19 protein-coding genes and 1 pseudogene are annotated in these 20761 nt (G+C 72.0%); 11 read left to right on the forward strand and 9 right to left on the reverse strand.

Translation table 11 applies throughout. The features are described from left to right. Positions 1-73 precede the first annotated feature (73 nt). The 3 genes from cmk (at position 74) to der (ending at position 2967) form a co-directional block, all read left to right on the forward strand. Positions 74-769 (forward strand): (d)CMP kinase, encoded by a 696-nt coding sequence (gene cmk / locus JEQ17_RS36255; RefSeq protein ID WP_200399192.1) that lies wholly within the window; start codon positions 74-76, stop codon positions 767-769. Further along, positions 727-1419: a lysophospholipid acyltransferase family protein gene (locus JEQ17_RS36260; protein ID WP_200399193.1), complete on the forward strand. Its 693-nt coding sequence runs from the start codon at positions 727-729 to the stop codon at positions 1417-1419. The genes cmk and JEQ17_RS36260 overlap by 43 nt, the downstream gene beginning before the upstream one ends. Before the next feature lie 75 nt (positions 1420-1494). Continuing rightward, the gene (der, locus tag JEQ17_RS36265; protein WP_200399194.1) at positions 1495-2967 is read left to right on the forward strand and encodes a ribosome biogenesis GTPase Der; all 1473 of its coding nucleotides are present in this window, start codon (positions 1495-1497) and stop codon (positions 2965-2967) included. A gap of 83 nt (positions 2968-3050) precedes the next feature. Here der and JEQ17_RS36270 read toward each other — a convergent pair whose 3' ends face one another. Next, positions 3051-3473 (reverse strand): hypothetical protein, encoded by a 423-nt coding sequence (locus JEQ17_RS36270; protein WP_325176302.1) that lies wholly within the window; start codon positions 3471-3473, stop codon positions 3051-3053. A 155-nt stretch (positions 3474-3628) separates the two neighbouring features. Next, positions 3629-4420: a hypothetical protein gene (locus JEQ17_RS36275; RefSeq protein ID WP_200399196.1), complete on the reverse strand. Its 792-nt coding sequence runs from the start codon at positions 4418-4420 to the stop codon at positions 3629-3631. Between the two features lie 585 nt (positions 4421-5005). On the opposite strand from JEQ17_RS36275, the gene JEQ17_RS36280 reads away from it, so the two are divergent. Next, positions 5006-5626, forward strand: coding sequence for a LysM peptidoglycan-binding domain-containing protein (locus JEQ17_RS36280; RefSeq protein WP_200399197.1), 621 nt, complete (start codon positions 5006-5008; stop codon positions 5624-5626). A 210-nt stretch (positions 5627-5836) separates the two neighbouring features. On the opposite strand, the gene JEQ17_RS50925 is transcribed toward JEQ17_RS36280, so the two are convergent. Beyond that, a complete protein-coding gene (locus JEQ17_RS50925) occupies positions 5837-6067 on the reverse strand; it encodes a hypothetical protein (RefSeq protein WP_234048865.1) in 231 nt (76 codons plus the stop codon). Here JEQ17_RS50925 and JEQ17_RS50930 point away from each other — a divergent pair. Beyond that, positions 5985-6650 (forward strand): LysM peptidoglycan-binding domain-containing protein, encoded by a 666-nt coding sequence (locus tag JEQ17_RS50930; RefSeq protein WP_407700169.1) that lies wholly within the window; start codon positions 5985-5987, stop codon positions 6648-6650. The genes JEQ17_RS50925 and JEQ17_RS50930 overlap by 83 nt on opposite strands. Here JEQ17_RS50930 and JEQ17_RS36290 read toward each other — a convergent pair. The 3 genes and pseudogenes from JEQ17_RS36290 to JEQ17_RS36300 all read right to left on the reverse strand — a co-directional run. Then, positions 6631-7272, reverse strand: a pseudogene (locus JEQ17_RS36290) (ATP-binding cassette domain-containing protein); the annotation flags it as partial. The gene JEQ17_RS50930 and the pseudogene JEQ17_RS36290 overlap by 20 nt on opposite strands. Further along, positions 7269-10550, reverse strand: a complete 3282-nt coding sequence (locus JEQ17_RS36295) for an ABC transporter permease subunit (RefSeq protein ID WP_200399198.1) — start codon at positions 10548-10550, stop codon at positions 7269-7271. The pseudogene JEQ17_RS36290 and the gene JEQ17_RS36295, both read right to left, overlap by 4 nt. A 48-nt stretch (positions 10551-10598) precedes the next feature. Further along, the gene (locus JEQ17_RS36300; protein WP_200399199.1) at positions 10599-11096 is read right to left on the reverse strand and encodes a hypothetical protein; all 498 of its coding nucleotides are present in this window, start codon (positions 11094-11096) and stop codon (positions 10599-10601) included. Between the two features lie 128 nt (positions 11097-11224). On the opposite strand from JEQ17_RS36300, the gene JEQ17_RS36305 reads away from it, so the two are divergent. The 4 genes from JEQ17_RS36305 (at position 11225) to JEQ17_RS36320 (ending at position 15291) form a co-directional block, all read left to right on the forward strand. Then, complete coding sequence (locus JEQ17_RS36305) at positions 11225-11764, forward strand: hypothetical protein (protein WP_200399200.1); 540 nt, start codon at positions 11225-11227, stop codon at positions 11762-11764. Further along, positions 11739-13034 (forward strand): ABC transporter substrate-binding protein, encoded by a 1296-nt coding sequence (locus JEQ17_RS36310; protein ID WP_200399201.1) that lies wholly within the window; start codon positions 11739-11741, stop codon positions 13032-13034. The genes JEQ17_RS36305 and JEQ17_RS36310 overlap by 26 nt, the downstream gene beginning before the upstream one ends. A 143-nt stretch (positions 13035-13177) precedes the next feature. Beyond that, positions 13178-14446, forward strand: coding sequence for a glycosyltransferase family 4 protein (locus JEQ17_RS36315; RefSeq protein ID WP_200399202.1), 1269 nt, complete (start codon positions 13178-13180; stop codon positions 14444-14446). Then, positions 14443-15291 carry a hypothetical protein gene (locus JEQ17_RS36320; protein WP_234048495.1) on the forward strand — a complete coding sequence of 283 codons (849 nt, stop codon included), beginning with the start codon at positions 14443-14445 and terminating at the stop codon, positions 15289-15291. The genes JEQ17_RS36315 and JEQ17_RS36320 overlap by 4 nt, the downstream gene beginning before the upstream one ends. On the opposite strand, the gene JEQ17_RS36325 is transcribed toward JEQ17_RS36320, so the two are convergent. Next, on the reverse strand, positions 15280-16455 hold the full coding sequence (locus JEQ17_RS36325; RefSeq protein ID WP_200399203.1) for an epoxide hydrolase family protein: 1176 nt from the start codon (positions 16453-16455) through the stop codon (positions 15280-15282). The genes JEQ17_RS36320 and JEQ17_RS36325 overlap by 12 nt on opposite strands. Before the next feature lie 63 nt (positions 16456-16518). Here JEQ17_RS36325 and JEQ17_RS36330 point away from each other — a divergent pair, with 63 nt between their 5' ends. Both JEQ17_RS36330 and JEQ17_RS36335 read left to right on the forward strand, forming a co-directional pair. Next, on the forward strand, positions 16519-17511 hold the full coding sequence (locus JEQ17_RS36330) for a helix-turn-helix transcriptional regulator (protein WP_200399204.1): 993 nt from the start codon (positions 16519-16521) through the stop codon (positions 17509-17511). Positions 17512-17862: 351 nt separating this feature from the next. Beyond that, complete coding sequence (locus tag JEQ17_RS36335; RefSeq protein WP_055618508.1) at positions 17863-18078, forward strand: I78 family peptidase inhibitor; 216 nt, start codon at positions 17863-17865, stop codon at positions 18076-18078. A gap of 139 nt (positions 18079-18217) precedes the next feature. Here the strand turns inward: JEQ17_RS36335 and JEQ17_RS36340 are convergent, their stop codons facing one another. Continuing rightward, positions 18218-19243 (reverse strand): phosphatase PAP2 family protein, encoded by a 1026-nt coding sequence (locus JEQ17_RS36340; RefSeq protein ID WP_200399205.1) that lies wholly within the window; start codon positions 19241-19243, stop codon positions 18218-18220. A 237-nt stretch (positions 19244-19480) separates the two neighbouring features. After that, positions 19481-20650, reverse strand: a complete 1170-nt coding sequence (locus JEQ17_RS36345) for a glycosyltransferase family 39 protein (protein ID WP_200399206.1) — start codon at positions 20648-20650, stop codon at positions 19481-19483. Positions 20651-20761: the final 111 nt, after the last annotated feature.

Here is a 20761-nt window from a genome sequence, read left to right on the forward strand (position 1 = left end):
CCAGTAACCTTGTTCGGGGCACGATCGCGCCCGAACCAGCCCACCACCCCGTACCAGGAAGGTGCCCGCACCCGTGGAAACCACCGCCGCCCGGACCGCCCCGGCCGTGATTGTCGCCATCGACGGTCCCTCCGGCACGGGCAAGTCGAGCACCTCCAAGGCCGTCGCCGCGAAGCTCGGCCTGAGCTACCTGGACACGGGCGCCCAGTACCGGGCGATCACCTGGTGGATGGTGACCAACGGCATCGACGTCACCGACCCCTCCTCGATCGCGGCCGCGGCCGGGAAGCCCGAGCTCGTGTCCGGCACGGACCCCTCGGCGCCGACGATCACGGTCGACGGCACGGATGTCGCGGGCCCGATCCGCACCCAGGAGGTCACCTCCAAGGTCAGCGCGGTCAGCGCCGTGCCCGAGGTGCGGGCCCGGATCACCGAGCTCCAGCGCTCGATCGCCTCGGCGGCCGAGAAGGGCATCGTCGTCGAGGGCCGGGACATCGGCACGACCGTGCTGCCCGACGCCGACCTGAAGATCTTCCTCACCGCTTCCCCGGAGGCCCGCGCGGCCCGCCGCAGCGGTGAGCTCAAGGGCGCCGACGTCAACGCCACCCGCGAGGCCCTGATCAAGCGGGACGCGGCCGACTCCAGCCGTAAGACCTCGCCGCTCGCCAAGGCGGACGACGCGGTCGAGGTGGACACCTCCGACCTCACGCTCCAGCAGGTCATCGAGTGCGTCGTCACCCTCGTCGAGGAGAAGCGGGCCACGAAGTGAGCGTCGCGTCCGTGCCCTCGGTCAAGGGCGCCGAGGTCGGGCGGCGCATCGGCGTCGGCCTGATGTACGGCCTGTGGAAGCCGCGGGTGCTGGGTGCCTGGAAGGTCCCCGCGACCGGCCCGGTGATCTTCGCGGTCAACCACTCCCACAACATCGACGGCCCGATGGTCATCGGCGTGGCGCCCCGGCCCTCGCACTTCCTGGTCAAGAAGGAGGCGTTCGTCGGCCCGCTCGACCCCTTCATGACCCGCATCGGCCAGATCAAGGTCGACCGCGACACCACCGACCGGACGGCCATCACCCGCGCGCTGGGCGTGCTGGAGAACGGCGGGATCCTCGGGATCTTCCCGGAGGGAACCCGGGGCGAGGGCGACTTCGCCGCGCTGCGAGCCGGGCTCTCCTACTTCGCCGTCCGCAGCGGGGCCCCGATCGTCCCGGTCGCCGTTCTGGGAAGCACGGAGCGGCGCGGACGGTTGATAAAGGCACTGCCCCCGCTGCGCAGCCGGGTGGACGTCGTCTTCGGCGACCCCTTCGAGGCGGGCGACGGCAGCGGACTGCGTACGCGCAAGGCGCTCGACGAGGCGACCGTGCGCATCCAGAAGCAGCTCACCGCGCACCTGGAAAACGCCAGGCACCTCACGGGGCGTTAAGAGACACTTCAGTAGTGGATCATCCGATACGGGTGGTCCACCGATCACCACGATGAACTACGAGGTACGGACTTCATGAACGACCACATCCAGCCCGACGGCTCGGCCGAGCACGAGCACGGGGCGCTTGGCGATGCCGAGTACGCGGAGTTCATGGAGCTCGCCGCGGAAGAGGGCTTCGACATCGAGGACGTCGAGGGCGCGATCGGAGAGGCGGGCCACGGTCCGCTGCCCGTGCTCGCCGTCGTCGGCCGTCCCAACGTCGGCAAGTCGACCCTGGTGAACCGGATCATCGGCCGCCGCGAGGCCGTCGTCGAGGACAAGCCCGGTGTCACCCGCGACCGCGTCACCTACGAGGCCGAGTGGGCGGGCCGCCGTTTCAAGCTCGTCGACACCGGCGGCTGGGAGCAGGACGTCCTCGGCATCGACGCGTCCGTGGCCGCGCAGGCCGAGTACGCGATCGACGCGGCCGACGCCGTCGTCTTCGTCGTCGACGCCAAGGTCGGCGCCACCGACACCGACGAGGCGGTCGTGCGCCTGCTGCGCAAGGCCGGCAAGCCCGTCGTCCTGTGCGCCAACAAGGTCGACGGCCTGAGCGGCGAGGCCGACGCCTCGTACCTGTGGGCCCTGGGCCTCGGCGAGCCGCACCCCGTCTCCGCGCTGCACGGCCGCGGCACCGGCGACATGCTGGACGCCGTCCTGGAGGCGCTGCCCGAGGCCCCCGCGCAGACCTTCGGCACCGCCGTCGGCGGCCCCCGCCGCATCGCCCTCATCGGCCGCCCGAACGTCGGCAAGTCCTCGCTGCTGAACAAGGTGGCGAACGAGGACCGCGTGGTCGTCAACGAGGTCGCGGGCACCACCCGTGACCCGGTCGACGAGCTCATCGAGCTCGGCGGTGTCACCTGGAAGTTCGTCGACACGGCCGGTATCCGCAAGCGTGTCCACCTCCAGCAGGGCGCCGACTACTACGCCTCGCTGCGTACGGCCGCGGCGGTGGAGAAGGCCGAGGTCGCCGTCGTCCTGATCGACGCCTCCGAGACCATCTCGGTCCAGGACCAGCGCATCGTCACGATGGCCGTCGAGGCCGGGCGTGCCATCGTCCTCGCCTTCAACAAGTGGGACACCCTCGACGAGGAGCGCCGCTACTACCTGGAGCGCGAGATCGACACCGAGCTCGCCCAGGTCTCCTGGGCGCCCCGGGTCAACGTCTCGGCGCGTACGGGCCGGCACATGGAGAAGCTGGTCCCGGCGATCGAGACCGCGATCGAGGGCTGGGAGTCGCGTGTTCCCACGGGCCGGCTGAACGCCTTCCTGGGTGAGCTGGTCGCCGCCCACCCGCACCCGGTCCGGGGCGGCAAGCAGCCCCGCATCCTCTTCGGCACCCAGGCGGGCACGAAGCCGCCGCGGTTCGTGCTGTTCTCCTCCGGCTTCATCGAGCACGGCTACCGCCGCTTCGTGGAGCGCCGGCTGCGCGAGGAGTTCTCCTTCGAGGGCACGCCGATCCACATCTCGGTGCGGGTGCGCGAGAAGCGCGGCAAGAAGAAGTAGCCGCACGGGACGTGTACGCACATGGGTGAGGGCCCCGCAGAACTGCGGGGCCCTCACCCATGTGCCTCAGTCTTCCCGGTGCCTCAGCGTTCCCGGCGCGGTCCGGGCGGGAGCGCCGCCGGGATCAGACCGGTGGCGTGCTGCCGCGCCACCGGCTGCCAGACGGACGTGACCGTCTGGCTCTGGTGCGTGGACACCTGCCCCGTCTGGTGCTGCCCGACGTGCCGCATGCCGTACGCGGTCGGCGTGTACGCACCGGAGTTGTACGAGCTCGTGCTGAGCAGCCCCGTCCCGTACAGCCCCGAACCCTGCGGGCCCGAGCCGTGCAGCCCCGAGCCGTAGAGGCCCCCGCCGTGCGGCCCGGTCCCGAAAGCCGTGAAGCCGAGCTCCTCCTCGCCGCTGCGGTCGCCCGGCAGGGTCCGGAAGGCCTTGCGGAACTCCGCGAAGAGCGCGTCGTAGATCGGCGTGGCCGAATGGATGCCCGCGGTGTCCTGTACCGGCCGCATGGCCGGGATCGGGGACGTGTACGGCAGGCGGCGGGGGGAGTCGTAGGTGTGCACGTCTGTGCCAACGACCCCGCCGCCCTTCGGATGCGGCCGACGGTCCGCATTGGCCGGTCACCGGGAGTGTTTCCGGCGCATTAGTGGACCGGGGCCCGCGCTCAGGTGCCGGCCAGGGGCATCGCGCTCGCCACCAGCTGGCCGTTGGCCGCGGCCTTGTCGAGGGCCTGGCGCAGCAGGTCCTCGCGGGGCTGGCGGCCGATCGAGCCGACCGGGGCCGCGAACAGCAGCACCTGCTGGTGCTTGTTGGCGGCCGCCCGCCAGCTGTCGGTGACCTGGAGCGGCTGGTGGGCCTGCCACCAGGCGACGGGCGAGCCACCGCCGGTGCCGGGCTGCAGGACCGCGTGCAGCTGGCCCATGGCGAGCAGCACGGACCAGCCGTGCAGCACGGGCGGCACCTCCGTGATCTGGCTCAGCGGCATGAAGCCCTGCTCGATGAGGAGCGGCAGGAAGTCGTCACCCGCTCCTCCCGTCGTGCCGGGCCGGGCGATGCGTCCGGTCGGCTCGACGACGAGCGCGGGGTGCAGCTCGCCGCCGAGCAGGACGAGCCCGCTGGTGACACCGAGGACGGCCTGCTCGGGCAGGGCCTCGGCGGGGCGCTCGTCCCCGGTGTTGGAGTCGCCGGTGATGGAACGGACGGCGCCCTGCAGTTGCTCCTCGGTCACCTGGACGACCTGCGAGGGCAGGCAGGTGGCGTGGGCGAAGGCGAGTACGGCGGTCTCGTCGCCGATGAACAGGACGGTGCTGGTGCGCTCCTGTTCGGAGTCGCCCTGGGTGCGGCAGGACGTGCAGTCGTAACTGCCCGGGGCGTTCTCTCCGGCGAGCAGCCGGTCGGCTTCTTCGTCGCCGATCTCGGCGCGTACGTCGTCGCTGACGTCGAGCATGCGCGGCACGGGTGGCTCCTCGGGATGCGGTGCGTGGTGCGGCCGGGTGGCCCCCGGCCCATGAACCGGATGGGTTCCCGGCTCATGAAGAAGACAACGGGCGATCTGTGGCCGGAGTCACGCCCGGGAGCGAACGGAATCGAACCATCCTGCGCACAGGGTGAACCCGGCTGCGGAATCTGTTACTCCACGCCAACTTCTCGGGCATCCAAGGAAGTTGGTCCGGTGAGGTGAGTCACAGATCGTCAGGTCCGTTGGTCGACAAATCCGGAAATCAGCGAATGAAGCGGGTGTCTCAAATTCGACGATACTCCCGGTAACGGCGAACTGGCCTGGAATGACAAGGAGTTGGTTGTTACCGGGCCTCCCGGCTCTCTACATTGCTCCGCCGTGTGCAACGAGCACCGCTCGGGTACGTCCGCCGACCGCACCGCAGCCAGTCAAATGCGCCATCAGCACCACCGGCGCCATCAGCACCACCGGCGTCAGCACAGCACCAACTCCGGCGGACGGGGCGAAACGGAAGGGCCGCGTCGACACGCGGGACCTTCCGTGCCGCCTTGGGGGAGCCCGGGTCCTTGGAGAGGGAACTACATGTCCGAATGTGCCGATACCACCCGTAAGACCCGTACCACGGCGGTCCTCGCCGGGGCGGCACTGCTCGCCCCGCTCGGACTGCTGGCAGCCACCGGCAACGCCGCGGCGGCGGACAGCGGAGTGTGGGACCGCATCGCCCAGTGCGAGAGCGGCGGCAACTGGCACATCAACACCGGAAACGGCTACTACGGAGGACTCCAGTTCTCCGCCGGCACCTGGCGCGCGTACGGCGGCTCGGCCTACGCCTCCACCGCCGACAAGGCCTCCAAGGCGCAGCAGATCGCTGTCGCCACCAAGGTGCAGCGCGGACAGGGGTGGGGCGCCTGGCCCACCTGTTCGTCACGCGCGGGCGCGTCCGGCGGTGCGCCCGCGGCGTCCACGCCCGGCACCCCCACCACCAAGGCCGCTCCGTCGAAGCCGGCGAAGGCGCCGGACCGTTCGACGGGCCACACCGGCCGCGGCTCGTCCCGCGGCGACTACACCGTCCGCAGCGGCGACACGCTGAGCGCCATCGCGGCCCGGCACGGAACCACCTGGCAGCGGATCTACGCCGCCAACAAGGCCGCCATCGGCGGGGACCCCGACGTGATAGTCCCCGGCCAGCGTCTGGAGCTCTGAGCCCGAGGCACCGAACCCTGGGCACTCAACCCGAGGCAGTGAGTCCAAGGCAATCCAGGGCCTTGGGTCCGAGGCCTTGAGCCCGAGGCTCTGAGCCCGGTGCTGCGAGCCGGACTCTCGCCCTCGGGCCGGGGTCCCATCCGGTCCTCCGACCGGGTGGGGCCCCGTCGGACGCCTGCGCGGCTCGCCGAAGGGCCGTCACCGGCCTGCCTAGCGTGGCCCGATGTCGATCAAGCGCATGCGGTACGCGGCTGTCGTCGCCGTCGCCCTGGCCGTACTCGCCCCCGAGGTGGCGGTCGCGGCGCCACCGCCCGCGGGACCACCGCCCACGGCACCCGGTCCGCCGGTGCCGGGCTGGGTGCCGTACGACTGCGCCAAGGACCAGTGGCCGTGGGGCTGTCTCGCCAAGTGCGAGAGCAGTGGCCGCTGGAACGCGAACACCGGGAACGGCTTCTACGGAGGACTGCAGTTCTGGCAGCCCACCTGGAAGGCGTTCGGCGGACTGGCCTACGCACCGCGCGCGGACCTCGCCACGCGCGGCGAGCAGATCCGGGTCGCGGAGGAGGTGCTGCGCGTCCAGGGATGGGAGGCGTGGCCCGTCTGTGCCAAGAGGTACAAACTCAAGGGCCGGGCGCATGTGGTCAGGCCCGGCGAGTCGCTCGCGTCGATCGCCCGCCGGTACCGCATCAAGGGCGGCTGGCAGGCGCTCTACAAGCTCAACCGGAAGATGGTCGGAGCGCATCCGGGGCGGCTGAATACCGGCACCATGCTGAAGCTGCCCAAGGGGGCGGGCCCGGGACGGCTGGTCACTCAGGCGCTTCCTCCGACGCCCCCTCCGGCAACATCTTCGCCGACTTCTCCGGTGGCCCCTCCGGAGGACGCGGCCACCGGCTCCCCGAGTCTCCCGGGAGTGTCGGACCCGGTGGACCCGGCGGACCCGCAGGCCCGCGCCGCCTCGACGCGTCCGCCGGTCCTGATGGGCCCGCCGCTGCCGAGACCGCAGCCTCCGTCGCCTCGCCGCTGAACACGACCGCGCCGCGCCGGAGTTCGTAGACGATCGCCGTCCTGTCGTGCAGGCCGGGCGGCAGACGCTGTTCGGCCACGATCACGCACGCGTCGAGGCCGCTCAGCAGCTCGTAGGTGCGGGCGGCGACCGTCGGGGACATGCCCTGTGCGGGTTCGTCGACGAGGACCACGCGCGCGCGTGCCAGGAGGGCGCGGGAGAGGGCGAGCATGCGCTGCTCGCCGCCGGAGAGGGTCCCCGCCTTTCTCGGGAGCAGGGAGCCCAGTTGGGGATACGCGTCCAGGGCGGGCGCGAAGTCCTGGCCGGGGGCGGCGAGTCCGAGGTTCTCGCGGACCGTGAGCGAGCCGAAGACGGCCCGGCGGTCCGGGACGAGGCACAGACCGCGGCGGGCCCGTTCGTACGCGGGCATTCCCGTGATGTCGGTACCGTCCCAGACCACGGCCCCGCGGGACAGGGGCACGGTTCCGGCGAGGGCGCGCAGCGCGGTCGTACGGCCCGAGCCGTTGCGGCCGAGCAGGACGGTGACGCCGGGGGCGGGCGCGTGGAGCGTCACCCCGTGCAGCGCCTCCAGTGGGCCGTACCGCACGCGCGCGTGGCGCAGGGAGATCCCGGGCGCGCTCATCCGTCGACCGCCGTTCCGGGCCCCTGACTTCCTCGGCCCCCTTGGTGCCCCTGGTCTGCTTCGAGCCGGTCGAGGCCTTCGAGCACGTGGTCGGCGGGGCCGGAGGCGACGACGCGGCCCGCCGTCATGACGTGCACGGTGTCGGCCAGATCGGCCACGAGGTCCAGGTCGTGCTCGACGACGAGCAGGGCCGTACCGTCCGCGGCCAGCGCCCCCAGCACGCGGGCCAGCGCCGCCACTTCGCCCGTGTCCAGTCCCGCCGCCGGCTCGTCGAGGAGCAGGACACGCGGGCTGCCCGCCAGGGCCCGCGCGAGTTCGACACGCCGCAGGGTGCCGGTCGGCAGGCCCGCCGCCGGGAGCGCCCGTACGGCTCCGTCGAGCCCGAGCAGCCGCAGCATCCGTTCCACGGCGTCCGCGTCCACGACGCGCCCCTGCTCGGCACCCACGCGTACGTTCTCGGCCACCGTCAGGGTCGGGAAGACGGCGAGTTGCTGAAAGGTGCGGGCGATACCGAGCCGGGTCCGGGCGTGGGCGGGCAGCCGGGTGATGTCCCGCTCCCCGAACCCGATCCGCCCGGCATCCGGCCGCACGGTCCCGGCGAGGCAGTGGAACAGGGTGCTCTTCCCTGCCCCGTTGGGCCCGACGACGGCGGTGATCCGGCCCGGGGTCAGATCGAGATCCACGCCGTCCAGAGCGGTGAACCCGTCGTAGGCGACGCGGAGGGCACGGGCGCGGAGCACGGGGTGGACCGGCGGGGTCCGGGACGTCCGAGGGCGGGTGGGCGAGGCACGCCCTGCGGTGTGGGCTCCCGGCCCCGGCCCCGGCCCCGGCCCCGGCCCGGGTCCGGGTCCGGGTCCGGCGGGCGGCGTCGGCCGTACCGGGCCGGGTTCGCCACTGGCGTGAACGGGACCGGGCGCTGCGCCGGACCCGGGCGAGGCGGGACCGCCGAGGTTCCCGGCCGGACCCGTGCCGGGCGGCGGCGCCGAGTCGGATCGCCGGGCGTGGTCCGGAGTCCGAGAGGCGTCGGGTTCGCCATCGTTGGTGCGAGGGCCTGACGGCACGCCGGGACGGTTCCGGTTCTCGGCCGGATCCGCGCCCTTCGCCTCGGAGGCGGGGACGGGGGCGGTGCCGGCCGGGCCGTCGCCCCGGTCCTCACCGGGCGTCGGAGGAGCGCCGGAAGCCTTGGCCCCGGGTCCGGAGACATGGTCCGTCGGGTCGGGCGCCCAGGCAGAGGCGGGCTCGCCGACCGCCGGAGTCGGCCGGGGGACCGGTCGTGTTACCAGCGGGCGGCCCCCGGTGAGCTTTGTTCCGGTTCCGGTTCCGGTTCCGGTCCCGGTGGCGGTGGCCGTGTCGGCGTGCGGGCCGGTCACCGCGGTCGCGCCCGCCGCGGCCATCACGCGGGGGCGTGTGCCGGGCCCTGTGAGTGTCGCCCGCAGCCTTCGTCCCACCCCGGCACCCAGGGGAGTGAGCATCACCTCGCGGCGCAGCCGCAGGCGTTCGGCCGCCAGGCGCAGGGCCTCGTAGGGGCCGCCGGGGAAGCGGCCCACGAGGACCGCCAGGAGGCCGATCAGGGCCGCCGCGACGCCGCCGCGCGTCCCCGCGTCCAGGCCGACCAGCAGAGCCGCCGCGAGCAACGCGCCGAGGACGCTGTCGGCGCCGAGGACGACGATCGCGGCGAACCACAGCAGGCCGCGGACCGGGTCGTACGCGGCGGGGTCGAAGGCGCGCAGGCCCATGCCGAGCATGCCGCCGCCGAGGGCCGCGAGGGCGGCGCCCGCGACGAAGGCCGTCAGTTTGAGCGTCGGCACGCGGACGCCCGCCGCCGACGCGCCCGCCTCGTGGTCGCGCATCGCCGCCAGGGCCCGGCCCGTACGGCCCCGGCGCAGTGCGTGGGCGGCCAGCAACGCGCCCGCGAGGAGGACGAGTTCGAGTGCGTAGTACGCGCGGTCGCCGTCGAAGCCCGCCGGGCGGCCCAGGGTCAGGCCCGAGGTCGCGTACGGCTGGGCGAAGACGAAGCGGCTGACGCCGACGCCCACCGCGAAGGTGGCCAGGGCGAGGGCGAGGCCGTGGCGGCCGATGGCGGGCCAGCCGGTCAGCAGGCCCAGGGGCGCCACCAGCAGGACGGCGACCGCGAGCGCGGCCAGTTCGGGGAGCTCCGGCAGGCCCGGGAAGCGGCCCGCCGCCAGCAGCGCGGTGAAGAGGGCGCCCAGACCCGCGTACGCCGCCTGGCCCAGTGAGATCTGGCCGCCGCGGCCCGTCACCACGACCAGGGACAGGAGGACGACTCCCAGGGCCGGGACCTGGACGGACGTGTGCAGGTCCGAGCCCGCGAAGCCCAGGGGGAGCAGGAACAGGACCACGGCCACGATCCACGCGCCCGGCGGGGTCGCCACCCGGGCGCTCGCCGTGCGCGGAAGCGCGTCCCGCGTGCCGATGCCCGGCAGGACCAGCGCCGCGACCAGCAGGGCGACGACGAAGAGATTCGCGCCCACCGCCTGGAGCAGCGGTTCCCGCCAGCCCGTCGGGTGGAGCCGCGTCAACTGGCTCTGGGCGACCCCGATGCCGAGGGCCACGACCACGGCCACCGGCAGGCTGCGCATCCGGGCGGCGACGGCGACCGCCACCACCTCCATCACGAGCAGCGGCAAGCCGTACGGGTCCAGGCGTACGTACGGGGCCAGCAGCACGCCTGTCAGGCCCGCCGTGAACGAGCCGAAGGCCCAGCCGGCCGCGGCCACCCGGTCCGCGTCGATGCCACCCAGGACGGCCAGCGAACGGTCGTCGACGACGGCCCGCAGTTCCCGGCCGAAGCGGGTCCATCGGATCACCGCGCCGACCCCGACGGCCAGCACGAGGGTCACGGCCAGTTGCCCCCAGGGGTCCGCCGAGACGAGCGTCGGCGCGTCCGAGCGGGCGCCCGGGCCCCAGATCAGCGCCGCGCCGCCGACGAGCAGCACGAACACGCCGATGGACGCGACGAGGGTCTGCGCCGGGTCGCTGCCGAGGACGGACAGGGGGCGGAAGACGAATCGTTCCAGCGCCATGCCGATGCCCGGCGCCACCACGAGCAGCGTGAGCGCGGCGGCGAGCGGGAGAGGCCAGTTCCACTCGACCGTGAGCTGCCACAGCAGATAGGCGCACACCATGGCGATCGCGCCGTGCGCGAAGTTGAGGACGCCGGTCGCCCGGTGGGTGACGACCAGACCGATCCCGGTGAGCGCGGCCGCGCTGCCGACGGAGAGCCCGGCGAGCGTGAGGTCGTACGTCAGCGACGCCATCAGTACCCGGCCCCCGGTCCGCAGTCCTCGGCCATCAGCCGTCCGCCGTCAGCCGTCCGCCCCGGACGACCGGGCGTCCGAGGCGGCGGGCTCGCAGATCGGGCAGGGGTCCAGTTCCCCGCTCGCCAGGACCCGTGAGTCGACCGGCAGGGCCTCCGCCTTCCCCGAGACCAGCGGGCAGTCCGCGCGGTGCCACAGCGTGCCGCCGGGCACCATCAGCAGGTCTCCGCTGACGGCCACGGGCGCGGCGGCCGCCTGCCCGGACTCGTCGGCGTCGGCGGGATCGGCGGCCACCAGGAGCCCGTACAGCTCCTCCACGCGGGCCGCCGCGAGGGCGTTCCTGCCGTGGGTGAGGAGTACGGCGCCCGCGATGATCAGCGCGGCTCCGGGCACGGTGCAGGACGCGAGGTAGGGCAGCTGGCGCTCCGCGAACCGCTCGCCGGAGATCCCGTACCAGCCGAGGACGCACAGCACCGCTCCCGCGGCGAGCGCGGCCCACCCGGCCCAGAGGACGGGGTGCACGGTCCGCAGTCGAGCTGTTCGCATGGGGGCTCCCATGTCATGTGTCTGACTGTCTTCCAAGTCCGCCGATGGACTTGCACTATGCCTTCTGCAAGCTGACCCTGAAAGCTCCGGGTGCACTTGGCCCGGACCGACACCCGGTGGTGAGCCAGATGGTTCTCGGGAGTGACCTCAGGCGGGGGACAGGCCGGGGGCTGGCGGTGGCGGTACTCGTCCTCGCCTCGGCTCTCACGGCCTGCGGCGACGACAGCGGCGGCGACGACACGACTCCGCCCTCGCCCTCCGTGGAGCAGCCCACGACGACCGAGCCGAGTCCGAGCGCGAGCGCTCCGGACGATCCGGCGGCGGCCGAGAAGGAGATCAAGGAGAACTGGAAGAAGTTCTTCGACCCCGATGTCCCCCTGAAGGACAAACAGGCCGTCCTGGAGAACGGCGACAACATGGCGCAGGTCCTGGAGAGCTTCAGCGGCGACGAGCGCGGCGGGCAGGTGGAGGCGACCGTCGACCAGATCGAGTTCACCGCGCCGACCGCGGCGAACGTGACGTACACGCTCACCCTGAAGGGCGCCACGGTCATGCCGAACGCCGCGGGGACCGCCGTCGAGCAGGACGACACGTGGAAGGTGTCCGTCAAGACGCTGTGCGGGCTGGTCGGGCTGAGCGGCAATGCGTCGCCGGGTCCGGGTTGCTGAGTGCGCTGTCGTGGGCCTGCTGCTCCTGGTGGGCACGGCCTGCGGCAGCCGTCTCCCGGAGAGCGACTTCGATGACCGGCCGGACCGTACGCCCACGCAGAACACGGCGGAACCCCTGCGCGTGGGCATCATCACGAGCGCCACCAGCCCGGTCGGCGGCAACACCTTCACCGGGCCGCGCGACGGCGCGAAGGCCTACTTCGACCGGCTGAACGCGCGCGGCGGCATCGACGGCCGCCGCGTCGACGTCCGCATGTGCGACGACGGCGGCAGCGGTGTCGGCAACAACGAATGCGTGCACAAGCTCGTCGACGAGGACAGGGTGGTCGCCCTCGTCGCCACCAGCGCGCTCGACTACGCGGGCGCCTCCCGGGTGTCACGCGCGCGCGTGCCCGACATCGGCGGGCAGCCCATCGGCGCCGCGTACGACACCTATCCGCATCTCTACGGGATCTACGGCAGCCTCGCCCCACGGAACGGAAAGCCCGGCTGGGACGGGAAGCTGTACGGCGGCACCGAGATCTACCGCTACTTCAAACGCGAGCAGGGTGCCCGGACGGCGGCCGTCGTCTCGTACAACCAGTCCGCGTCGGCCGCGTACGCCCGGCTCGTCACCCGGGGGCTGAAAGCCGAGGGCTACAAGGTGGTCACCGAACAGGTCGACTTCGCGCTGCCCAACTTCCGTGCCGCCGCCGCCGATCTGAAGGAACAGGGCGCCGACGTGGTCTTCGACGCCATCGACACCTACGGCAACGCGCAGCTGTGCAAGGCGATGGACGACGTCGGCGCCGACGTCCTCGCCAAGGTCACCAACGTGCAGAACTGGACGTCCACCGTCCGCGAGGACTACAAGGACGCGCCGCGCTGCCGCAACGCCCTGTGGGCGACGGGCGCGAGCCGCAACTACGACGACACGGCCACGGACCACGAGGCCGTACGGGAGTTCCGGGACGGCACGAAGAACCTGAAGAGCCACTCCCAGTGGCAGCTGGAGGGCTGGGCCGCCGCGATGTGGTTCACGGACGCGGCGCGGTCCTGCGCGAAAACGGGCGTCACGCGCGCGTGCGTCGACCGATTCATGGACACGGGGAAGCCGTACACGGCCGACGGTCTGCTGCTGCCCGTCCGGTACGAGCGCCTGCCCGAACCCCCGAAGACCCGCAGGACCTGCCTCTCGGTGGCCCGCTGGGAGGACGCCGACGGATGGGTGAGTCAGGGCGACATGAACGACGAATGCTTCGACGTGCCGCAGCTGTCCTATGAGCCCTGATGCCTGCCGGGGCCAAAAGGTTCCTCCATCCGGTTACCGATGGCGCAACTGTTCGGGAACAGGATGGTAAGCAAGCCCAACCATCACCCCAACTCCCCGGTCTAACCCACAGGTAGCTGGATGAGCCGGAGATACGGGGACGCATGCAGATCTCTTTCCTGATACACAACGCCTACGGAATCGGTGGGACGATCCGGACGACGTACAACCTTGCGAACACCCTTGCCGAGCAGCACGACGTCGAGATCGTCTCCGTGCTCCGCCACCGCGAGGAGCCGGTCTTCACACTGGATCCACGCGTGCGCATGCGCCACCTCGTCGACATCCGCAGGAACAGCCCGGGATACGAGGGCGACGACCCCGCCTACCGGGCGCCGGCCCGGGTCTTCCCGCGTGGGGAGGTCCGCTACGACCAGTACAGCGCTCTCACCGACCGCCGTATCGCGGACCACCTCTCGAAGGCCGACTCCGACGTGGTGATCGGCACCCGGCCGGGGCTGAACGTGCATCTGGCCCGCGAGACCAGACGGGGGCCGCTCCGCGTCGGCCAGGAGCACCTCACGCTCGACACCCACTCGGAGTCCCTGCGCACGGAACTGCGCGGCGCCTACCCGCGGCTCGACGCGCTCACCACGACCACGGAGGCGGACGCGGGGGCGTACCGCAAGAAGATGCGGCTGCCCGGCGTGCACGTCGAGGCCGTGCCCAATCCGGTGCCGGCGCCCGGTATCGAGCCCGCGGACGGCTCCGGCAAGTGGGTCGTGGCGGCCGGCCGGCTCGCCCCGGTCAAGCGGTACGACCTGCTGATCAAGGCCTTCGACCGGGTGCGCGAGCAGCGGCCCGACTGGCGTCTGCGGATCTACGGCGGCGGCAAGCAGAAGGACAAGCTGCGCAGGCTCATCGACGAACTGGGCCTCTACAACCACGTGTTACTGATGGGCCCGGCGCATCCCATCGAGCCGGAGTGGGCCAAGGGATCCATCGCCGCCGTCACCTCCAGCCTGGAGTCCTTCGGCATGACGATCGTCGAGGCCATGCGCTGCGGCCTGCCCGTCGTCTCCACGGACTGCCCGCACGGCCCGGGGGAGATCATCGACAACGGCGTGGACGGACGTCTCGTTCCCGTCGGCAACGTCGGGGCCATCGCCGACGGACTGCTCGAACTGATCAACAACGACGAGCTGCGGCAGCAGATGGCGCACGCCGCGCTCAAGGACTCCGCGCGCTTCGACCCCGCCCGGATCGCCGAACGCTACGAGTCGATCTTCTCCGGTCTCGTCTCGCGCGGCGGCGACTCGAAGATCGGCCGGATGCGCGGCTCACTGCATCGCACGCGGGGCGCCCTGCTCGGCGGCGCGTATGCCGTTCGGGATGCCGGACGGACCGTACTCGGGAAGGAGAGCTCCGCATGATGACGGTGGCTCCGCAGGCCTCGCACCGGCACTCCGACAAGGACGTGAGCATGCCCACGGGCGCCGACTGCATCGCCGACTCCGCGGGCGGGCTCACCTTCGACATCGCCGACCCCGGCCCGGGCGCCACGGCCGGCGACACGCATCTCGTGCTCCGGCACCGGGACGGCCTCCAGGAGGTCCGGCTGCCGCTCACCCCGGCCGCCGACGGCCGGCTGCGGGCCGCGCTGCCCAGCAGCGTCGAGCTGCCCGAGGGCCGCTGGGACGCCTACGCCCAGCTCGCCGACAGCGAGCCGCAGCGCCTGGCACCCGGCCTCAACGACCTGCGCTCCCTCGTCGACCGGGTGCCGAGCGGCGCGCGCGGCCATGTCGCCGTCCGTATCCCGTACGGCACCAAGCACGGCAACCTCTCCGTCCGCAGCTGGCTGCGCGCCCCGCACGCGGAGGCGGGCGAACTGCGCATCGGAAAGGGTGAGTTGGGTGTACGGGGTCAGGTGTACGGCGTCGAGCTGACCCCCGACGCCTACGCCGAACTGCGCGGCCGGGAGGAGCCGGAGACCGTGGTGCGGGCCGAAGTCATCCCGGACCAGGCCCGGTTCGGTCTCACGGTGGCCTACTCCGGGCTGACGGAGGGCGTCTGGGATCTGTGGCTGCGACCGGCGGGGGAGACCGGTCCGCGGGTACGGATCGCCCGGCTGCTCGACGACATCGCCGACAAGAAGCCGATCTTCAGCTACCCGACGGTCACGGTGGAGACGGCGTACGGCCCGGTGGAGGCCGGGCCGTACTACACGAGCGACAACGATCTGTCGGTGACCGTCACCGCGGTGAGCTCATCGCAGTGAGCCGAAGAACTCCCTGATGTCGCCGGTCAGCAGCTCCGGTACCTCCAGGGCCGCGAAGTGCCCGCCGCGGTCGAACTCCGTCCAGCGGACGACGGTGTTGGTCTCCTCGGTCCAGCGCCGGATCGCCACGTCCTCGCCGAAGTTCGCGACGGCGGTGGGCACTTCGGAGCGCGTGACGGGGAACCAGTCACCGCTGTGGCCGTTCTCGTAGTACATCCGAGCCGCTGAACCCGCCGTCCCGGTCAGCCAGTACAGCATCACGTTGGTGAGCAGTGTGTCCCGGTCGACCGCGTCCTCGGGCAGCTCGGCCGAGGAGTGCGTCCACTCCTTGAACTTCTCCATGATCCAGGCGAGTTGGCCGACGGGGGAGTCGGTCAGGCCGTACGAGAGTGTCTGCGGGCGGGTCGACTGGAGGACGTTGTAGCCGAAGCCGTCGCTGGTGAACCGGCCGATGGACGCGAGGCTCCGCCGCTCCCGGTCCGTCAGTTCGGCCTGCACGTCCTCGTCCACCGGGCCGAGCGGGATGAAGCCGACGGACGCCGCGTTCACATGGACCCCGATCACCGACTCGGGCGCGACCCGGCCGAGCGCGGGCGAGATCAGCGCGCCCAGGTCGCCGCCCTGGGCGCCGTACCGCTCGTAACCGAGCCGGCGCATCAGCTCGGCCCACGCCCGGGCCGTACGGCCGACGTTCCAGCCGCGGTCCTTCGTGGGCCCGGAGAAGCCGAAGCCGGGGATGGCCGGGATCACCAGGTGGAAGGCGTCGGCCGGGTCGCCGCCGTGTGCGCGCGGGTCGCTCAGCGGGCCGATCAGGCCGAGGAACTCCACGATCGAGCCCGGCCAGCCGTGCGTGAGGATCAGCGGCACCGCGTCCGGCTCGGGCGAGCGGACGTGCAGGAAGTGCACCTTCGCGCCGTCGATCTCCGTCACGAACTGCGGGATCTCGTTCAGGGCCGCCTCGTGCTTGCGCCAGTCGTAGGCGCCGCGCCAGTGGTCGGTCAGCTCACGGAGATACGGCAGCGAGGCTCCGTACTCCCAGCCCACGCCCGGCAGCTCGTCGGGCCAGCGGGTCAGGTCCAGGCGGGTGTGCAGGTCGTCGAGCTGCGCCTGAGGGATGTCGATCCGGAACGGGCGGATCTCTTCGCTTGCGCTGTTGTCTGCCATGTCTCGTAAGGTACGCACCCTTGCGGACAGATACTGTCCGCAATGCCTGGCAGACTCGGATTCATGTTGGAGACCTCGGCACGACTCCTGCGTCTGCTCTCCCTGCTGCAGGCGCACCGCGAATGGTCGGGCGCGGCCCTGGCCGACCGCCTCGGCGTCACCCCGCGCACGGTCCGCCGCGACGTGGACCGGCTGCGCGAACTCGGCTATCCGGTGAACGCCAGCCCCGGCACGGGCGGCGGCTACCAGCTCGGCGTGGGCGCCGAACTGCCACCGCTGCTCCTCGACGACGACGAGGCGGTCGCCGTGGCCGTCGGCCTGCGCACCGCCGCCGGACAGGGCATCGAAGGCATCGGCGAGACCTCGGTGCGCGCCCTCACCAAGCTCGAACAGGTGCTCCCGCACCGGCTGCGCCGCCGGGTCGGCGCCCTGAACGCCTTCACCGTGCCGATGCTGCGCGGGCCCCAGCCCTCCGCCGTCGACCCGGCCGTCCTGACCGACCTGGCCGCCGCCTGCCGCGACTCGGAGCGGCTGCGCTTCGAGTACCGCGACCACGGTGGCTCCTCGACCCGCCGCACGGTCGAACCGCACCGCCTGGTGTGCACCGAGCGCCGCTGGTACCTGGTCGCCTGGGACGTCGACCGTGACGACTGGCGTACGTTCCGGGCCGACCGCGTCACGCCCAGGCCGCCCCACGGACCGCGCTTCACGCCCCGGCAGCCGCCCGCCGACGACCTGGCCGCCTATGTGTCCAAGGGCGTGTCCGTCCGCGCGTACGCCACACACGCGGTTGTCCGGCTGCTCGTGCCGAAGGAGGAGGCGGCCCAGCGGATCTCGCCCTCGGCCGGGACTCTGGAGGCGGAGAGCGAGGTCAGCTGCATCCTGCGGACCGGGGCCGCGAGCCTCGACGTGATGGTGATCCACGTGATGCTGATGGGCGTCGAGTTCGAGGTGCTGGAACCCGTCGAGCTCGTCGAGGCGATCAGGACGGCACGGGACCGGCTGACCCGGACGCTGGAGCGGGCTTCGCAGGAAGGGCGGCGTACGGCCTCCTGAAGCGCGGGTTCTGTGCTTGAGCCATGCATTTCCTATGGTGTGTCAGCTTCCGGAACACACCCCGGAATCGGAAAAGAAAGGCACGGACGCGGGGTCGGCATCGCGTTTTCCCGCCAGGTATTCGGGCCGCGGTCGCGGTAGTCCCGGGTACTCCCGAATTACGTTCGAAGGCGGGCGGAACACGTACGGAACCGCCCGTAAGTGTGACGGTCCGCTGTGCGGCAACTGATGTTCCCGTGGCCGAAACGGGTGTCGTTGTCCTGTGACAGAAGCGTGACCGGAGAGGGACCGGTGACTGATGGTGGCGGGCCCGGGCTTCCGCCGCCGCATTCCGCCGCCTAACGTGGCGGCATGGCACCGATTCCCACTCCTCCCGCAGAGCCCTCGGACACTCCGGACGCGTACGTCGGACTGGAGGCGGGCGGCGCCGAGCGGCTGGCCCGCGAACGTGGCTGGTCCACGGTGCGGTCGCTGCCACCGGGCGCGATCATCACCATGGAGTACCTCTCGGGGCGGCTGAACTTCGAGGTCGCCGACGGCCGGGTGACGCGCTGCTGGAAGGGCTGACCCGCCACCTGACGTCCGTACACCGTGAAGCCTGCACGTCGTGAGGCATGGCAGGCACGGCGAAGGCCCCGGCTGCAGAAGCCGGGGCCTTCGCCGTGCGCGGGGCGTGGTGTGTGCGTACCGGGCCCCGCAGTCCGGCTCAGCCGCCCGTCAGGGGGCGGGCCGAGGTGGTGCCACGTGTCACTCGGTCCGACTGTGGGGGTCTGCGGCTGCCGATGGGGGTCACCGGGGTGCGCTCCGAGCGGGCCAGATGCGGGCCCGGCGCCAGGTAGCCCTGCGGCCGGGGAGGCCGGGAGGCGGCCACCGGCTCGCGCACCACGGGCTCCTCGTCCTCGGCCGGGCCGCCGAGCGGGGAGAGCGCCGCGTGAGCGCCCACCGGGGCGGCCGGAGCGGGCGCGGTGCCACGGCGGCGGTTGCGCCAGGCGTCGCGCAGGTCGAAGATCGCGGTCTCGGCGCGCGCGATCAGCGGCTCGCACCAGGGCAGCGCGAGGAGGATCAGCAGGCCGGCGGCCCAGCCCAGCACCACGTCGCTCAACCAGTGCGTACCGAGGTAGACGGTGGTCAGGCCGACGCCGAGGGAGACCACGGCGGAGACGGCCGACAGCCAGCGGCGGGCGCGCGGCGTCGAGGCCAGATAGGCGAGGATGCCCCAGGTCACGACGGCGTTGGCGGTGTGGCCCGAAGGGAATATGTCGCCGCCCAGCCACATCTCGTTCGAGCCGACGTTGGTCGCGTAGTGCGGACCGAGACGGCCCATGCTCAGCTTCGCGGCACCCACCGTGATGTTCAGCAGCAGCAGCGAGGCGCCCAGGACGAGCAGCGGGCGCAGCGTGTGCTGCCGCCAGGAACGCCAGCCCAGCCAGGCCGCGATCATCACGGCGGTGGGGCCGCGCTGGCCCAGCACCACGTAGTAGTCGAGGAACGCGTGGATCTCCGGCCACTGCTGGTACGGCCGGAAGAACATGACCTGCCAGTCGAACCGGACCAGCCACGACGTGATCACGATGGCCCACACGATGGCGACGTAGAAGGCGAGCGTGGACGCGAAGAGGACCACTCGGTGCCGGCTCATCCTGGGCACGTCGATGTGGGCCGGTCGTTCCGGCTCACGGTCCAGCCGGGCGAAGACCCGGTCCAGACGAGTCAGCTTTCGTTCGGTACGCACTCAATCGACGTTACAGCGAGTGAGCTGTGTTCCAGGCCGAAGCACCCTCTTTGTGATGACGATGTGATGTGGGATTGCTCTCAGGAGGGCGTTTATTTCCTTGGATTATGGAATCCCTCGTGCGCTCTTCCTTCCATTCGATTGATCATTCCAATGTGAAGTTTTGGGGCGCTTTTGAATTCGTTCACCGAATGCTCGCACGCACTTCTCCGGCTGCTCACCCGCAACCCTGGGTGATCATGGCGGGCCGGAGCCGTTCAGCCAGAAGGCGCCGTACACCGCCGAGGCCACCGCCACACCGCCCAGCACCCACGCCGACCTGGAGGTTCGCAGTCCGGCGAGGGCCAGGGCGGGGGGCAGCAGCAGGGGGAAGGCGGGCAGCAGAAGACGTGGTTTCGAGCCGAAGTAGCTCGACGCGCACAGGGCGAGGGCGGTGACGACCCCCGCGTACACCAGAAGTGGCAGCGGCTGCCGCTGCCGTACGCAGATCACGTACAGCCAGACCAGCAGGCCCACCCCGATGATCAGCGCCAGTCCGGCGAGGGCCGACGGGAACGACGTGAACTTGTCGGCGACGAAGCGGGCGAAGGCGTAGCCGCCGTCGAAGCCGTTGCGCCAGCCCGCCTGGACGTCGAGATAGCCCAGCGGGCCCTTCCCCGTGTGACGGCCGACCCACAGGACGTAGCCGGCGGCGCCGAGAGGCGCGAGCAGCATCGCCAGGGCGCGCCGCCATATCCGCACGCCGGTCGGTGCCGGAACACTCCGCTCCCGTACGAACGAGGCAATCGCCGCCACCCAGACGGCCGCGACCACCGCCGCGCCCACCGGGCGGGTCAGGCCGGCCAGCGACGCGAGCAGGCCCGCGGTCAGCCAGCGGCCGGTCAGGACCGCGTACAGCGACCAGGCGGCGAGCGCCGTGAACAGTGACTCGCTGTACGCCATCGACTGCACGATGCCGACGGGCAGGACCGCCCACAGCAGCACCGCGCAGATCCCGGCCCGGCTCCCGTACACATGGTCCGCGACCGCGAAGATCCCCCAGGCCGCGGCGAGCGAGGCCAGCGCGCTGACCAGCAGACCCGCGTCCGCGTACGAGAGAGGGGTGACCGCCGCGAAGGCCCGCTCCAGCCAGGGCAGCAGCGGGAAGAACGCCAGGTTCGAGTGCACGTCCCCGTTGGGCAGCCGCACCTCATAGCCGTAGCCGAGCTCGGCGACCCGCGTGTACCAGAGGGAGTCCCAGCGGGCGGAGAGCAGCTGGTGCGGGCTCTTGTCCCGCGCGGCGCTCCACACCGCCAGCGTCACCAGGCCCAGCGCGCGCACCGCCGCGTATCCGAGGAGAGCGGGCGCGGCACGGCGCCAGGCGGGTCCCGCACGGGGCGGCGCGACGGGCGTTTCAAGATCGGTCACGGGCTCGATTATCGACGCCGCCCGCAACCGGGGACCCAGGCGGGGCGTGCTTGCCGACGGGGGAGCGTGGCGCATGCCACACGTGTCTGAAAGGAACGTGAGAGGTCCGCC

This window comes from Streptomyces liliifuscus, from assembly GCF_016598615.1.
GTDB lineage: Bacteria > Actinomycetota > Actinomycetes > Streptomycetales > Streptomycetaceae > Streptomyces > Streptomyces liliifuscus.

Coding starts and splice junctions, on each gene's coding strand:
- JEQ17_RS36335 (WP_055618508.1), top strand. CDS start 17,863: ATGGCACCGATTCCCACTCCTCCCGCAGAGCCCTCGGACACTCCGGAC.
- JEQ17_RS36330 (WP_200399204.1), top strand. CDS start 16,519: ATGTTGGAGACCTCGGCACGACTCCTGCGTCTGCTCTCCCTGCTGCAG.
- JEQ17_RS36270 (WP_325176302.1), bottom strand. CDS start 3,473: ATGCGGCCGGTACAGGACACCGCGGGCATCCATTCGGCCACGCCGATC.
- JEQ17_RS36305 (WP_200399200.1), top strand. CDS start 11,225: ATGGTTCTCGGGAGTGACCTCAGGCGGGGGACAGGCCGGGGGCTGGCG.
- JEQ17_RS36295 (WP_200399198.1), bottom strand. CDS start 10,550: ATGGCGTCGCTGACGTACGACCTCACGCTCGCCGGGCTCTCCGTCGGC.
- JEQ17_RS36325 (WP_200399203.1), bottom strand. CDS start 16,455: ATGGCAGACAACAGCGCAAGCGAAGAGATCCGCCCGTTCCGGATCGAC.
- JEQ17_RS36300 (WP_200399199.1), bottom strand. CDS start 11,096: ATGCGAACAGCTCGACTGCGGACCGTGCACCCCGTCCTCTGGGCCGGG.
- JEQ17_RS36310 (WP_200399201.1), top strand. CDS start 11,739: ATGCGTCGCCGGGTCCGGGTTGCTGAGTGCGCTGTCGTGGGCCTGCTG.
- JEQ17_RS36315 (WP_200399202.1), top strand. CDS start 13,178: ATGCAGATCTCTTTCCTGATACACAACGCCTACGGAATCGGTGGGACG.
- JEQ17_RS36320 (WP_234048495.1), top strand. CDS start 14,443: ATGATGACGGTGGCTCCGCAGGCCTCGCACCGGCACTCCGACAAGGAC.
- JEQ17_RS36280 (WP_200399197.1), top strand. CDS start 5,006: ATGTCCGAATGTGCCGATACCACCCGTAAGACCCGTACCACGGCGGTC.
- der (WP_200399194.1), top strand. CDS start 1,495: ATGAACGACCACATCCAGCCCGACGGCTCGGCCGAGCACGAGCACGGG.